General features: G+C 63.6%; 11 protein-coding genes. 8 read left to right on the top strand and 3 right to left on the bottom strand.

Going from position 1 to position 15309, the window contains the following annotated elements; translation table 11 throughout:
* Positions 1 to 8: 8 nt before the first annotated feature.
* From betI to trxC, 7 genes are all read left to right on the top strand, one after another.
* On the top strand, positions 9 to 665 hold the full coding sequence (gene betI / locus ABIB24_RS11370) for a transcriptional regulator BetI (protein WP_025340942.1): 657 nt from the start codon (positions 9 to 11) through the stop codon (positions 663 to 665).
* 39 nt (positions 666 to 704) lie between these two features.
* The gene (gene betB / locus ABIB24_RS11365; protein WP_025340943.1) at positions 705 to 2177 is read left to right on the top strand and encodes a betaine-aldehyde dehydrogenase; all 1473 of its coding nucleotides are present in this window, start codon (positions 705 to 707) and stop codon (positions 2175 to 2177) included.
* Positions 2178 to 2254: 77 nt separating this feature from the next.
* Positions 2255 to 3952 (top strand): choline dehydrogenase, encoded by a 1698-nt coding sequence (gene betA, locus ABIB24_RS11360; protein WP_085614616.1) that lies wholly within the window; start codon positions 2255 to 2257, stop codon positions 3950 to 3952.
* A 270-nt stretch (positions 3953 to 4222) separates the two neighbouring features.
* On the top strand, positions 4223 to 5965 hold the full coding sequence (locus tag ABIB24_RS11355) for a potassium/proton antiporter (protein WP_025340945.1): 1743 nt from the start codon (positions 4223 to 4225) through the stop codon (positions 5963 to 5965).
* Positions 5966 to 6000: 35 nt separating this feature from the next.
* Positions 6001 to 9336 carry a mechanosensitive channel MscK gene (mscK, locus tag ABIB24_RS11350; protein WP_025340946.1) on the top strand — a complete coding sequence of 1112 codons (3336 nt, stop codon included), beginning with the start codon at positions 6001 to 6003 and terminating at the stop codon, positions 9334 to 9336.
* 180 nt (positions 9337 to 9516) lie between these two features.
* The gene (gene selO, locus ABIB24_RS11345) at positions 9517 to 10977 is read left to right on the top strand and encodes a protein adenylyltransferase SelO (protein ID WP_137162574.1); all 1461 of its coding nucleotides are present in this window, start codon (positions 9517 to 9519) and stop codon (positions 10975 to 10977) included.
* A 127-nt stretch (positions 10978 to 11104) separates the two neighbouring features.
* Complete coding sequence (gene trxC, locus ABIB24_RS11340) at positions 11105 to 11539, top strand: thioredoxin TrxC (protein ID WP_013974593.1); 435 nt, start codon at positions 11105 to 11107, stop codon at positions 11537 to 11539.
* Here trxC and ABIB24_RS11335 read toward each other — a convergent pair.
* Both ABIB24_RS11335 and ABIB24_RS11330 read right to left on the bottom strand, forming a co-directional pair.
* Complete coding sequence (locus tag ABIB24_RS11335; RefSeq protein WP_025340949.1) at positions 11536 to 12309, bottom strand: ParA family protein; 774 nt, start codon at positions 12307 to 12309, stop codon at positions 11536 to 11538. The genes trxC and ABIB24_RS11335 overlap by 4 nt on opposite strands.
* Positions 12310 to 12474: 165 nt before the next feature.
* Positions 12475 to 13386 (bottom strand): LysR family transcriptional regulator, encoded by a 912-nt coding sequence (locus tag ABIB24_RS11330; RefSeq protein WP_085587746.1) that lies wholly within the window; start codon positions 13384 to 13386, stop codon positions 12475 to 12477.
* Positions 13387 to 13552: 166 nt separating this feature from the next.
* Here ABIB24_RS11330 and ABIB24_RS11325 point away from each other — a divergent pair, with 166 nt between their 5' ends.
* Positions 13553 to 14740 (top strand): MFS transporter, encoded by a 1188-nt coding sequence (locus ABIB24_RS11325; protein ID WP_249352863.1) that lies wholly within the window; start codon positions 13553 to 13555, stop codon positions 14738 to 14740.
* Positions 14741 to 14859: 119 nt separating this feature from the next.
* On the opposite strand, the gene ABIB24_RS11320 is transcribed toward ABIB24_RS11325, so the two are convergent.
* Positions 14860 to 15207, bottom strand: coding sequence for a NirD/YgiW/YdeI family stress tolerance protein (locus ABIB24_RS11320; RefSeq protein ID WP_137162576.1), 348 nt, complete (start codon positions 15205 to 15207; stop codon positions 14860 to 14862).
* Positions 15208 to 15309: the final 102 nt, after the last annotated feature.

The following is a 15309-nucleotide window of genomic DNA, read 5'->3' as shown; positions in this document are numbered from 1 at the left end:
ATAGCAAGATGCCCAAGGTCGGTATGCAACCCATCCGCCGCCAGCAGTTGATCGAAGCCACGTTGCAGGCGGTCGATCAGGTCGGACTGGGCGACGCCAGCATTGCGCTGATTGCCCGTTTGGCCGGTGTGTCGAACGGCATCATCAGTCACTACTTTCGGGACAAGAACGGCCTGATCGCAGCGACGATGGGTTACATCATGAACATGCTCAACGAAGGTGTCAGAGCACGTCGCCAGGCCCTGACGGACGACAGCCCGCGCGCCCACCTGAAAGTGATCATCGAGGGTAACTTCGATGCCAGCCAGGTGAACGGCCCGGCGATGAAAACCTGGTTGGCCTTCTGGGCTTCCAGCATGCACCAGCCCGATTTGCACAGGTTGCAGCGGATCAACGACCACCGCTTGTATTCCAACCTGTGCTGCCAGTTCCGCCGCGCCCTGCCGCTCTACCATGCGCGCAAGGCAGCCCGCGGCCTGGCAGCTTTGATCGACGGCTTGTGGCTGCGTGGCGCCCTGTCGGGTGATGCATTCGACACCGACCAGGCGATACGGATTGCTTACGAATACATGGATCTACAACTGGCTAAGCAGCACACCCTGGGTACAAACGACCAGGCCGCTGAACCAACGCGCACGGCCCTTGCCAACCCGGCAGGAGCGTGACGCGCAAGCCAAACCACACACTGCACTTGCGAGGACACTATGGCCCGTTTCGGAACGCAAAAACTCTACATTGATGGCGCTTACGTCGACGCTGGCAGCGATGCCACCTTCGAAGCCATCAACCCGGCTACCGGCGAAGTCCTCGCCCACGTGCAACGTGCCACCGAGGCTGACGTCGAGAAGGCCGTCGAAAGCGCCGAGCGTGGCCAGAAAGTCTGGGCCGCGATGACCGCCATGCAGCGTTCGCGCATCCTGCGCCGCGCCGTCGAGATCCTGCGCGAGCGCAACGACGAGCTGGCCATGCTGGAAACCCTGGACACCGGCAAGTCGTACTCGGAAACCCGCTACGTCGACATCGTCACCGGCGCCGACGTGCTGGAGTACTACGCTGGCCTGGTTCCGGCCATCGAAGGCGAGCAGATCCCGCTGCGTGAATCGTCCTTCGTCTACACCCGCCGCGAGCCGCTGGGCGTGACCGCCGGTATCGGCGCCTGGAACTACCCGATCCAGATCGCCCTGTGGAAATCCGCCCCGGCCCTGGCCGCCGGCAACGCGATGATCTTCAAGCCGTCGGAAGTCACCTCGCTGACCACCCTGAAACTGGCCGAGATCTACACCGAAGCCGGCCTGCCGAACGGCGTGTTCAACGTCCTGACCGGCAGCGGCCGCGAAGTCGGCACCTGGCTGACCGAGCACCCACGCATCGAAAAAGTCTCCTTCACCGGCGGCACCACCACCGGCAAGAAGGTCATGGCCAGCGCCTCGAGCTCGTCGCTCAAGGAAGTCACCATGGAACTGGGCGGCAAGTCGCCACTGATCATCTGCGCCGACGCCGACCTGGACAAGGCCGCCGACATCGCCATGATGGCCAACTTCTACAGCTCGGGTCAGGTGTGCACCAACGGCACCCGCGTGTTCATCCCGGCTGAAATGAAAGCTGCCTTCGAGGCCAAGATCGTCGAGCGCGTTGCCCGCATCCGCGCTGGCAACCCGGAAGACGAAAACACCAACTTCGGCCCGCTGGTCAGCTTCCAGCACATGGAAAGCGTGCTTGGCTACATCGCCAAGGGCAAGGAAGAGGGTGCCCGCGTGCTGTGCGGTGGCGAGCGTCTGACCGCCGGTGATTTCGCCAAGGGCGCCTTCGTGGCCCCGACCGTTTTCACCGACTGCACCGACGACATGACCATCGTCAAGGAAGAGATCTTCGGCCCGGTGATGAGCATCCTCACCTACGAAACCGAAGAAGAAGTCATCCGTCGTGCCAACGACACCGAGTACGGCCTGGCCGCCGGTGTCTGCACCAACGACATCACCCGCGCCCACCGCATCATCCACAAGCTGGAAGCCGGTATCTGCTGGATCAACGCCTGGGGCGAATCGCCGGCCGAAATGCCGGTCGGTGGCTACAAGCAGTCGGGCGTAGGCCGTGAGAACGGCGTCAGCTCGCTGGCTCAATACACTCGCATCAAGTCGGTCCAGGTCGAGCTGGGCGGCTACAACTCGGTTTTCTAAACCCTGTATAGCCCCGCCCGTGCCGCTGCGCACGGGCGTTCCCGCTCCCTGATCACCGCCAACACGAGGGTACTTTCATGTCCCAAGAATTCGATTACATCATCGTCGGTGCCGGCTCGGCCGGTAACACCCTGGCGACCCGCCTGACCGAAGACGCCGGCGTCACCGTACTGCTGCTGGAGGCCGGTGGCCCCGACTACCGCTTCGACTTCCGTACCCAGATGCCGGCCGCCCTGGCCTTCCCGCTGCAGGGCCGCCGCTACAACTGGGCCTACGAGACCGACCCGGAGCCGTACATGGACGGCCGCCGCATGGAATGTGGCCGCGGCAAGGGCCTGGGCGGCTCGTCGCTGATCAACGGCATGTGCTACATCCGCGGTAACGCCATGGACTTCGACGGCTGGGCAGAACTGCCAGGCCTGGAAGACTGGACCTACCTGGACTGCCTGCCGTACTTCCGTAAAGCCGAAACCCGCGACATCGGCCCGAACGACTACCACGGTGGCGAAGGCCCGGTCAGCGTTGCCACGCCAAAGGCTGGCAATAACCCGCTGTTCCACGCCATGGTCGAGGCCGGCGTGCAGGCCGGTTACCCGCGCACCGAAGACCTCAACGGCTACCAGCAGGAAGGCTTCGGCCCGATGGACCGTTCGGTGACCAAGAACGGCCGCCGTTCCAGCACCGCCCGTGGCTACCTGGACCAGGCCAAGAAGCGCCCGAACCTGACCATCGTCACCCACGCCCTGACTGACCGCGTGCTGTTCGACGGCAAGCGCGCCATCGGCGTGACCTACCTGGTCGGCGACAGCGAAGAACGCGTTGAAGCCCGCGCCCGCAAGGAAGTCATCGTCAGCTCCGGCGCCATCGCTTCGCCGCAACTGCTGCAACGTTCCGGCGTCGGCCCGCGCGCCCTGCTGGAAAGCCTCGACATCCCGGTTGTGCACGACCTGCCGGGCGTTGGCGAAAACCTGCAGGACCACCTGGAACTGTACCTGCAGTACGCCTGCACCCAGCCGGTGTCGCTGTATCCGTCGCTGCTGTGGTGGAACCAGCCGGCCATTGGTGCCGAGTGGATGTTCAACGGCACCGGCATCGGCGCCAGCAACCAGTTCGAGGCCGGTGGTTTCATTCGTACCCGCCCTGAATTCAAGTGGCCGAACATTCAATACCACTTCCTGCCGGTGGCCATTAACTACAACGGCTCCAATGGTGTGAAGGAACACGGCTTCCAGGCGCATATGGGTTCCATGCGCTCGCCTGCTCGCGGCCGCATCCAGGCCAAGTCGAAGGACCCGCGCCAACACCCGAGTATCCTGTTCAACTACATGTCCACCGAGCAGGACTGGCAGGAGTTCCGTGACGGCATCCGCCTGACTCGCGAAATCATGGCCCAGCCGGCACTGGACCCGTACCGTGGCCGTGAGATCAGCCCGGGCGCGCACGTGCAGACCGATGAAGAGCTGGACAAGTTCATCCGCGAACACGCCGAAACCGCCTTCCACCCGTCCTGCTCGTGCAAGATGGGCACCGACGACATGGCGGTGGTCGACGGCGAAGGCCGCGTGCATGGCATGAAGGGCCTGCGCGTGGTCGATGCGTCGATCATGCCGCTGATCATCACCGGCAACCTCAACGCCACCACGATCATGATCGCCGAGAAAATCTCGGACAAGATCCGTGGCCGCAAGCCGCTGCCGCGCAGCACCGCCAAGTACTACGTGGCGGGCGATGCACCGGTGAAGGGCAAGCCGATGCGTGAAGTCAAGCAGGCGTAAACCTGCACCGGCCTCTTCGCGGCTAAAGCCGCTCCCACAGGGCTCACACAGGTTTTGAAAACTGTGCAGTACCTGTGGGAGCGGGTTCACCCGCGAAAGGGCCCACCCAGGCAACACCCGAAAAGGCACCCACCGCGGTGCCTTTTTTTCATCTGCAGAAACGCTTTACAGCCTGCCAATTCATCAGGTTAGAATCATTTGGCACGCGACCTGCTAGCGTCATGCTATCAAGTCCCCTCCCCCCCCCTGCGGTCCCCGGAGTACCTGCCTTTGGATGCAAGCACCATCAACAGCCTGTTCCTGATCGGCGCATTACTGGTGGGCGCAAGTATCCTGGTCAGTTCGCTGTCGTCGCGCCTGGGCATCCCTATCCTGGTCATCATCCTCGCCGTCGGCATGGTCGCCGGGGTCGATGGTGGCGGCATCATCTTCAACAACTACCCGACCGCCTACCTGGTGGGCAACCTGGCGCTGGCCGTGATCCTGCTCGACGGCGGCCTGCGCACGCGGGTGGCGAGTTTCCGCGTGGCGCTGTGGCCGGCGCTGTCGCTGGCCACCATCGGCGTGATGATCACCACCGCCCTCACCGGCCTGGTCGCCGCCTGGCTGTTCGACCTGAGCCTGATCCAGGGCCTGCTGATCGGCGCCATCGTCGGCTCTACCGACGCCGCGGCGGTGTTCTCGCTGCTCGGCGGCAAAGGCCTGAACGAGCGGGTCACCGCCACCCTGGAGATCGAGTCGGGCAGCAACGACCCGATGGCAGTGTTCCTCACTGTCACCCTGATCGACATGATCGCCAGCGGCCAGACCGGCCTGCACTGGAGCCTGCTCACCCACCTGCTGCGCGAATTCGGCATCGGCGGGCTGCTGGGCCTGGGCGGCGGCTGGCTGATGCTGCAACTGGTCAACCGCATCAAGCTGGCTGGCGGCCTGTACCCCATCCTGGTGATCGCCGGCGGCCTGGTGGTGTTCTCGCTGACCAACGCCCTGCACGGCAGCGGCTTCCTTGCCGTGTACCTGTGCGGCCTGGTGCTGGGCAACAAGCCGATCCGCAGCCGCCACGGCATACTGCACATGCTCGACGGCATGGCCTGGCTGGCGCAGATCGGCATGTTCCTGGTTCTGGGGCTGCTGGTCACGCCCCACGACCTGCTACCCATCGCCCTGCCGGCGCTGGGCCTGGCGCTGTGGATGATCCTGGTGGCGCGGCCGCTGTCGGTGGTCGCCGCCCTGCTGCCGTTCAAGGCTTTCCATGGCCGCGAAAAGGGCTTCATCTCCTGGGTCGGCCTGCGCGGTGCGGTACCGATCATCCTCGCGGTGTTCCCGCTGATGGCCGGCCTGCCGGACGCCCAGCTGTTCTTCAACCTGGCCTTCTTCATCGTGCTGGTGTCGCTGCTGGTGCAAGGCACCAGCCTGCCGTGGATGGCCAAGCTGTTGAAAGTGACAGTACCGCCAGACCCAGCGCCAATCTCCCGTTCCGCCCTTGAAGTGCACATCACCAGCGAGTGGGAAATGTTCGTCTACCGCCTGGGCGCCGAAAAATGGTGCATCGGCGCCGCCCTGCGCGAGTTGAAAATGCCCGAAGGCACGCGGATCGCCGCGCTGTTCCGGGGCGAGCAGCTGCTGCACCCGTCCGGCAGTACGGTATTGGAAGTCGGCGACATGCTCTGCGTGATCGGCCACGAACACAACCTGCCGGCCCTGGGCAAACTGTTCAGCCAGGCACCACAACGTGGCCTCGACCTGCGTTTCTTCGGCGACTTCGTGCTCGAAGGCGATGCCGAACTGGGTGCGGTGGCAGCGTTGTACGGCCTGAAGCTCGACGGCCTGGACGCGAAAATGCCGCTGGCCCAGTTCATCCGACAGAAGGTCGGAGGCGCTCCAGTAGTAGGTGACCAGGTCGAATGGCATGGCACCATCTGGACCGTGGCCACCATGGACGGGAACAAGATCCAGAAAGTAGGCGTCAGATTCCCCGAAGGAACGCGACCCGGACCAGGATTGTTCCTCTAAACTTCGTTTCTGCCGGATCCACAAGTAGTCTGCCTATGTCCCTGCGCGTGTACCTCCGCACAGCCCTGCTCGGGCTGTGCCTGTCTCTCTCGTTCGCCGCTGGTGCGGCCGAGCTTCCCACCACGACCAGCATCCAGAGCAGCCTGAACAAGATCTCCCAGCCCAAGGGTGCCGAGGCCGACCCCAAGGCTGCGCAACAGACACCGGAGCAGAAGGCCCAGCAACAGGTGCTGGAACAGACCTTGGCACTGCTGCTCAGCAAGGAAGACAGCGAAAAGAAGCTTGAGGCACTCAAGCAGCAATTGGCTGGCGCGCCCAAGGAAACCGCCGACAGCCAGCGCGAGCTGATCAAGCTCAAGGCCAGCAAACCACTGCCGGTGGCCCAACGCTACGCCACCCTGAACGTGCCACAGCTGGAGCAGATGCTCAGCGAGCGCAGTACGCAACAAGGCGAACTGCAAAAGGCACTGTCGGATGCCAACAGCCTGATCATCAACTCGCAGACCCGCCCAGAGCGGGCTCAGGCAGAAATCAGCAACAACCAGACACGTACCCAGCAGATCAACCTCAGCCTCAAGAGCGGCAAGGAGAACGGCAAGCCGCTCAACAGCGACCAACGCAACAGGCTCAATGCCGAGCTGGCGTCGCTAAATGCCCTGACCTCGTTGCGCCGCCAGGAACTGGCCGGCAACGGCCTGCTGCAGGACCTGGGCAATGCCCGTCACGACCTGCTGATCGAGCGCGCCACACGAATGGAGCAGGAAATCCAGGACCTGCAATCGCTGATCAACGAAAAGCGCCTGGCCCAGTCGCAGCAGGCGGTCACCCAGCAGTCGATCGAAGCGCAGAAAGCCGGCGGCAGCACCCTGCTGGCCAACGAAAGCGCTGCCAACCTGAAACTGTCCGACTACCTGCTCAAGAGCACCGACCGCCTAAACGAGCTGACCCAGCAGAACCTGCGCAGCAAGCAGCAGCTAGACAGCCTGACCCAGGCCGACCAGGCCCTGGACGAACAGATCAGCGTGCTCAAGGGCAGCCTGCTGCTGTCCAAGATCCTCTACAAGCAGAAGCAGGCCCTGCCGCACCTGAAAGTCGACCGCGACCTGGCTGACCAGATCGCCGATATCCGTCTTTACCAGTTCGAAGTGAACCAGCAACGCGAGCAGATGAGCAGCCCCGCCGCGTACGTCGACAACCTGCTGCTCGGCCAGCCGCAGGAGCAGGTTACCCCTCAGCTGCGCAAGGCGCTGCTGGAGGTGATGATTACCCGCGTCGACCTGCTCGAACGCCTCAGCCGGGAGCTATCGGCACTGCTCAACGAATCGATCACCTTGCAGCTCAACCAGAAGCAGCTGCTCGGCACCGCCCAGGGCTTGCGCACCACGCTCGAAGAGCAGATGTTCTGGATTCCCAGCAACAAGCCACTGGACTGGGAATGGCTGAGCCTGGTGCCGGCACGCTTCGCCGACCAGGTAGCCAGCCTGCCATGGGGTTCGGGCCTCAAGGAACTGGCCGATGGGCTGGGCCAGCGCCCGCTGCTGTTCCTGCCCTTGCTGCTGGTGATCGGCGCCCTGCTGTGGCGGCGCAAGTACCTGTACCAACGGCTGGGCAAGGTGCACCAGGACATCGGCCACTTCCGCCGTGACAGCCAGTGGCACACGCCCCAGGCGATCCTCATCAACATCCTGCTGGCGATGCCGGTCAGCCTGGGCCTGGCCCTGTGCAGCTACGCCCTGCAGATCGACGCCCGCGGGCAGAATGCCAACCTCGGCGCCGCCCTCTGGCAACTGGCCCAGGCCTGGCTGGTGTTCTACACCGCCTACCGCATCCTCGCCCCGGGCGGCGTGGCGGAAATCCACTTCCGCTGGCACAAGCCGCAGGTCGAGTTCCTGCGCGGCTGGGTGCGGCGCCTAGGCACCGTGGTACTGGCACTGGTCGGCGTGGTGGCAGTGGCCGAACATCAGCCTTCGGCGCTGGCCGATGATGTGCTGGGTATCGGCGTGGTACTGACCTGCTACGCACTGATGGCCTGGCTGCTCAGCCGCCTGCTGCTCAGCAGCCCTGCACACCGCGACACCTCGCTGTTCCGCAAGGCCGTGGGCGTGGCCTTCACCGCCCTGCCCATCGCCCTGTTCGTGGCCGTGTGCTTCGGCTACTACTACACCGCACTGAAACTTACCGACCGGCTGATCTACACCCTGTACCTGCTGCTGTTCTGGCTGGTGATCGAAGCCGCGTTCGTGCGTGGTCTGTCGGTGGCGGCACGGCGCCTGGCCTACCAGCGCGCGCTGAGCAAGCGGGCGGCGGCCAAGGAAGGGCTGGATGGCGAAGTCATCACCGAAGAACCAACGCTGGACATCGAACAGGTCAACCAGCAGTCGCTGCGCCTGATCCGCCTGGCCCTGCTCGGCGGTTTCATCGCCGGCCTGTACTGGGTGTGGTCGGACCTGATCTCGGTGTTCGCCTACCTCAACAATTTCACCCTGTACGAGTACTCCAGCGGCACCGGTGCCACCGCCAGCATGGTGCCGATCAGCCTGGGCGACTTCCTCGGTGCGCTGGTCATCATCGGCATCACCTTCGCGCTAGGACGGAACTTGCCCGGCCTGCTCGAAGTCCTGGTGCTGTCGCGGCTCAACCTGGCCCAGGGCAGTGCGTATGCCACTACTACCTTGCTGTCCTATGTCATCGTCGGCGTCGGTATCGTCAGTACCCTGTCGACCCTCGGGGTCAGCTGGGACAAGCTGCAATGGCTGGTGGCCGCGCTGTCGGTGGGCCTGGGCTTCGGCATGCAGGAAATCTTCGCCAACTTCATCTCCGGCATCATGATCCTGTTCGAGCGCCCGGTGCGGATTGGCGACACCATTACCATCGGCAACCTGTCGGGCACGGTGAGCAAGATCCGCATCCGCGCCACCACCATCACCGACTTCGACCGCAAGGACATCATCGTCCCCAACAAGACCTTCATCACCGGTCAGCTGATCAACTGGTCGCTGACCGACACGGTCACCCGGGTAACGCTGAAGCTGGGCATCGACTATGGCTCGGACCTGGACCTGGTGCGCGACCTGCTGCTCAAGGGTGCCCACGAAAACCCACGCGTGCTCAAGGACCCGGAGCCGATCGTGTACTTCCTCAACTTCGGCGAGAGCTCGCTGGACCACGAGCTGCGCATGCATGTACGCGACCTGGGCGACCGCAACCCGACGCTGGACGAGATCAACCGCTACATCAACCGCGAGTTCAAGGCGCACAACATCAAGATCTCGGTGCGCCAGGTCGAGGTGTTTCTGATGGATCCGAAGGGCGGCAAACAGCAGCTGATTCCGGTGGAGCAGCCGAAACCGGATGGCACTGCTTCGGCCTGAGTGGGCTCTAATACTTTATTCTGTGCAGAATCCCTGCGAGGGCTTCGCCCTCGTTCGCGGGCGCGCCCGCTCCCACAAGGGCCGCGCCGCTCTCAGGCACTGCGCAATACCTGTGGGAGCGGGCTTGCCCGCGAAGGGCCGCAAAGCGGCCCCAGTCCATCAATTTCTGGAGCCGGCCCCGTGAAAGCCCTCGACCAACTCACCTTCGACAATCGCTTCGCCCGCCTGGGCGATGCGTTCTCCACCCAGGTCCTGCCCGAACCCATCGCAGACCCACGCCTGGTGGTAGCGAGCGAGTCGGCCATGGCGCTGCTCGACCTCGACCCGGCCCAGGCAGAGCTGCCGGTTTTCGCCGAGCTGTTCAGCGGCCACAAGCTATGGGAAGAGGCCGACCCGCGGGCGATGGTCTATTCCGGCCATCAGTTCGGCTCCTACAACCCGCGCCTGGGTGATGGCCGCGGCCTGCTGCTGGCCGAAGTGCTGAATGACCAGGGCGAGCACTGGGACCTGCACCTCAAGGGTGCCGGGCAAACGCCCTACTCGCGCATGGGCGACGGCCGCGCCGTGCTGCGTTCCTCGATCCGCGAGTTCCTCGCCTCCGAGGCCCTGCACGCCCTGGGCATTCCCAGCAGCCGGGCACTGTGCGTGATCGGCTCGAGCACCCCGGTGTGGCGCGAAACCCGCGAAAGCGCGGCCATGCTCACCCGCCTGGCGCAGAGCCATGTGCGTTTCGGGCATTTCGAATACTTCTACTACACCAGGCAGCCAGAACAGCAGCGCGTGCTCATCGACCACGTGCTGGAGCAGCACTACCCCGAATGCCGCGATGCCGAGCAGCCGTACCTGGCCATGTTCCGCACCATCGTCGAGCGCAATGCCGAGCTGATCGCCCGTTGGCAGGCCTATGGTTTCTGCCACGGGGTAATGAACACCGACAACATGTCGATCCTCGGCATCACCTTCGACTTCGGCCCGTACGCCTTCCTCGACGACTTCGACGCCAACTTCATCTGCAACCACTCCGACGACCGTGGCCGCTACAGCTACGCCAACCAGGTACCGATCGCCCACTGGAACCTCAGTGCGCTGGCCCAGGCGCTGACCACGGTGATCGAAGTCGAACCGCTCAAGGAGGCGTTGGGCCTGTTCCTGCCGCTGTACCAGGCACACTACCTGGACCTGATGCGCCGGCGCCTGGGCCTGGCTACCGCGGAAGAGGACGACATGGCGTTGGTCGAGCGCCTGCTGCAGCGCATGCAAAGCGGTGGTGTGGACTACAACCTGTTCTTCCGCAAGCTGGGCGATCAGCCCGTGGCCGAGGCGCTGAAGGTGGTGCGTGACGACTTCATCGACCTGGCCGGTTTCGATGCCTGGGGGGCGGACTACCTGGCCCGCTGCGAGCGCGAAGCGGATAATGCCGAAGGGCGGCGTGAGCGCATGCATGCGGTGAACCCGCTGTACGTGCTGCGCAACTACCTGGCACAGAAAGCCATCGAAGCGGCCGAAGCGGGGGATTACAGTGAAGTGCGACAGCTGCATGAGGTGCTGAGCCGCCCGTTCGAGGAGCAGGCCGGGATGCAGGGCTATGCCGAACGCCCGCCGGAATGGGGCAAGCACCTGGAAATCAGCTGCTCATCATGAATCCTGGGGCCGCTGCGCGGCCCATCGCGACACAAGGCCGCTCCTACAAGGGTACGCGGACTCCTGTAGGAGCGGCCTTGTGTCGCGATGGGCTGCAAAGCAGCCCCAAAAACCTCAAGGAAACGACATGTCCGAACCACTGGTAATCCCCTGCCCCCACTGCAACGGACTCAACCGCCTGCCCGCCGAGCGCCTGGGCGACGCGCCGAAATGCGGCCGCTGCAAACAGGACGTGCTGCTGAGCACCCCCTTCGAACTCACCGAAGCCAGCTACGCCAGCCAGATCAAAGGCGACCTGCCACTGCTGGTCGACATCTGGGCGGATTGGTGCGGTCCGTGCAAATCCTTCGCCCCCACCTTCGAACAGGCCGCCCGCCAACTGGCCGGCCGCTGCCGCCTGGCCAAGCTCGACAGCGAAGCCAACCGCAACCTGGCCGGGCAACTGGGCATCCGCTCGATCCCCAGCCTGCTGCTGTTCAAGAATGGCCGTGAAGTCAGCCGTCAGGCCGGGGCGTTTCCACTCCAGTCATTGCTGGAGTGGTTGCGTAGCCAGGGGGTCTAAGCGTTCTCTTCGAGCAGCGAATGCAACTCGACAAACTGCTGGGTCAGCTTGTGCCTGGGCTCCAGGTGAATCAGCGGAAGGCTGGCATGGTGCGACTCACGCATCTTCACCGAGCTGCCCAGGTACACCGGTAGCACCGGGAGCCCTTCGGCCAGCAGCTCGTCGAGCATTTGCTGTGGCAGGCTGGCGCGGGACTGGAACTGGTTGACCACGATGCCTTCGACCACCAGGTCTTCGTTGTGGTCTTCCTTGAGTTCTTCGATCTCGGCCAGCAGGCCATACAGGGCCTGGCGCGAAAAGCTGTCGCAGTCGAAAGGAATCAGCACGCGATCGGCGGCGATCAGTGCGGAAACCGCATAGAAGTTCAGCGCTGGCGGGGTATCGATGTAAATGCGCTCGTAGTCCTCGTCCAGTTCGTCGAGCAACTTACGCAGCTTGTTGATCTTGTGCTTCGCCTCAAGCTTCGGCTGCAGATCGGCCAGCTCGGCCGTGGCGGTGACCACGTGCAGGTTGTCGAACGGGGTTTCGTAGATATCGACCTGGTTCTTCTTGCTGAACGGCCCGCTGGACAGGCTTTGCTTGAAGAAGTCGGCGATGCCCATGGGGATATCGTCGCCGGTCAGGCCAGTCAGGTACTGGGTCGAGTTGGCCTGGGCATCCAGGTCGATCAGCAGGGTCCGATAACCTTCGCTGGCGCTCACCGCCGCCAGGTTGCAAGCGATGCTCGACTTGCCCACACCACCTTTCTGATTGAACACCACGCGCCGCATGATTGACCTCCGTGTATCAACGAATGCCCGAGTATGTGGCGCCGCTGCGGCAATGACCAGTGCCATTTGCCCGGAACAACAGCCTTGTGCTGCCTGCCCTGGCCCTATCGCCGGCAAGCCAAGCGCGTCCCCTGTGGGAGCTGGCTTGCCGGCGATGGGGCCCGATCAGGCAACTACACTACCCCCGCCAGCCACCTGCCCCGTGAGCAACTCGGCAAATGCCCGTGCCATCGCCGACCCACCATGCTCGCGCTGCACCAGCCACACCGCCGACATCGCCCCTTCATCCAGCAGCGTGCGATAGACCACCCCCTCGATGCGCATGCGCTGGAACGACGCCGGCAGCACCGATACCCCAAGCCCTGCCGATACCAGCCCGATGATGGTCATCGCCTCCCCCGCCTCCTGGGCAAAATGCGGGCTGAAACCCGCCTGGCGCGCCAGACTCAGCAACTGTGCGTGCAACCCGCTGCCATAGCTGCGCGGGAAGAACACGAACGGCTCATTGGCCAGCGCGGCCATGTGCACGCCATGCTCCGTGCCTTCGGCCAATGGATGCGAGGCATTGATCACTGCCACCAGCGGCTCGCGAAACAACTCGGTGGCCACCAGCCCTTCCGGCAGCGGCATCGGCCGCATCAGCCCGACCTCGATGGACTCGTCGAACACCCCTTCTGCCACGTCGCGACTGCTCATTTCCTTGAGGTTCAGGTGCACCGCCGGGAAGCGCTGGCGAAACGCGTGGATGGCCTTGGGGATCTTCGAGGTGAACGGTGCCGAGGAGGTAAAGCCGATCTTCATCTCCCCCAGCTCCCCCAACTGCGCACGCCGGGCGACATCGGCGGCCTTTTCCACCTGCGCCAGCACCTGGCGGGCTTCCTCGAGGAACAACCGCCCCGCCTCGCTCAGCTCGACCCGACGGTTGGTACGCTCGAACAGCCGGGCCCCCAGTTCCTGCTCCAGCGCCTGGATCTGCTGACTCAAGGGTGGCTGCGAAATGCCCAGCTGCTGGGCAGCGCGGCCAAAATGCAGCTCTTCGGCCACGGCGATGAAGTAACGCAAATGGCGCAGTTCCATGATCAGCTCCGAACAGGTCGTATAACGTCTCAAATAGGTCGAACAATATATTGGATCTAATCATTAGCCAGCTATATGCTTTTTTTCATTGCGCCAGAGGTACCCGCCCGTGAAAACTGCTGTAGCTCCCCTTCCCGCCGAGCCAGAACCTGTCCCGCTGAACGAAATGTGGATCGAAAAAGGCACCCCCGCCTTCATGAAGACCGTGCTGGCGCTATTCAGCGGCGGCTTCGCCACCTTCGCCCTGCTGTACTGCGTGCAGCCGATGATGCCGTTGCTGTCGAAGGAATTTGCCATCAATGCGGCGCAGAGCAGCCTGGTGCTGTCGGTCTCCACAGCCATGCTTGCCTTCGGCCTGCTGATCACCGGCCCTATCTCCGACCGCATCGGGCGCAAGCCGGTGATGGTGTTTGCCCTGGTCTGCGCCGCACTTTCCACCCTGGCCAGCGCGGTGATGCCGAGCTGGGAGCTGGTACTGGCCACCCGCGCCCTGGTCGGCCTGTCGCTGAGCGGCCTGGCGGCGGTGGCGATGACCTACCTGAGCGAAGAGATCCACCCGCAGCACATCGGCCTGGCCATGGGCCTGTACATCGGCGGCAACGCCATTGGCGGCATGAGCGGGCGCCTGATCACCGGCGTGCTGATCGACTTCGTCAGCTGGCACACGGCGATGCTGACCATCGGCGGCCTGGCCCTGGTGGCGGCGCTGGTGTTCTGGAAGGTGCTGCCCGAATCGCGCAATTTCCGCCCGCAGGCGATGAACCCACGCAGCCTGCTGGATGGCTTCGTCATGCACTTCAGGGATGCCGGCCTGCCCTGGCTGTTCCTCGAAGCCTTCCTGCTGATGGGCGCCTTCGTCACCCTGTTCAACTACATCGGCTACCGCCTGCTGGCCGAGCCCTATCACATGAACCAGGCGCTGGTCGGTTTGCTGTCAGTGGTGTACCTGTCTGGCATCTACAGCTCGGCGCAGGTCGGCGCACTGGCTGACAAACTGGGCCGGCGCAAGGTGTTCTGGGCCAGTATCGTGGTGATGGCGGGCGGCTTGCTGATGACCCTGGCTAGCCCGCTGGCGATGGTGATCGTCGGTATGCTGGTGTTCACCTTCGGCTTTTTTGGCGCGCACTCGGTGGCCAGCAGCTGGATCGGCCGCAGGGCTTTGAAGGCCAAGGGGCAGGCGTCGTCGTTGTACCTGTTCAGCTATTACGCCGGGTCGAGCGTGGCCGGTACGGCGGGCGGGGTGTTTTGGCACCAGTGGGGCTGGAATGGCATCGGGCTGTTCATTGGCAGCCTGCTGGCGGTAGCGTTGCTGGTGGCGCTGCACCTGAGCAAGCTGCCACCTAAATCGAGCTGACCCTCGGGGGCCGCTTTGCGGCCCATCGCGACACAAGGCCGCTCCTACAGTGGAACGCGATTCCCTGTAGGAGCGGCCTTGTGTCGCGATGGGCTGCAAAGCAGCCCCAAAATCTCGGATCAGTTGATGATCTCGACCATATCCACATCCACTTCCCGGCTCATCAGGTGCTTCTCCACCTCACCGGTCAGCTTGACCTTGGTCTTGTCGTTGAACGGCGTCGGCGGCAGGTCTTCATCATCGATTTCCACGGTGATGGTGCCGGTGTTGTCCTTGAACTCGTACTTGTCGTCGTTGTTGATCTTCTTGGTCACGAAGCCTTGCAGCACCACTGGGGTGTCGTCGGCAGCATCGTTGGCCGCAGATACGGTGGTGACGGACTGGGCACCGGGGCCGGTATAACCGGCAGCCAAGGCAGCAGTGCTGAACAAGGGGGCGAGGATCAACGCAAGATAACGTGCTTTCATGAGGAACAGGTCCTGTTTCGGTTTCGATGGGACCAGATTAACGACGATCGCTGAATTAAAACTTAATGCAACAAAAAGCCCGGCACATGGCCGGGCTTTCGT

Origin of the sequence: Pseudomonas sp. UYEF17, from assembly GCF_040546125.1 — a bacterium.
GTDB lineage: Bacteria > Pseudomonadota > Gammaproteobacteria > Pseudomonadales > Pseudomonadaceae > Aquipseudomonas > Aquipseudomonas putida_Z.
The sequence above is the reverse complement of the archived record's forward strand: the minus strand, read 5'-3'. Positions and strand labels throughout refer to the sequence as shown.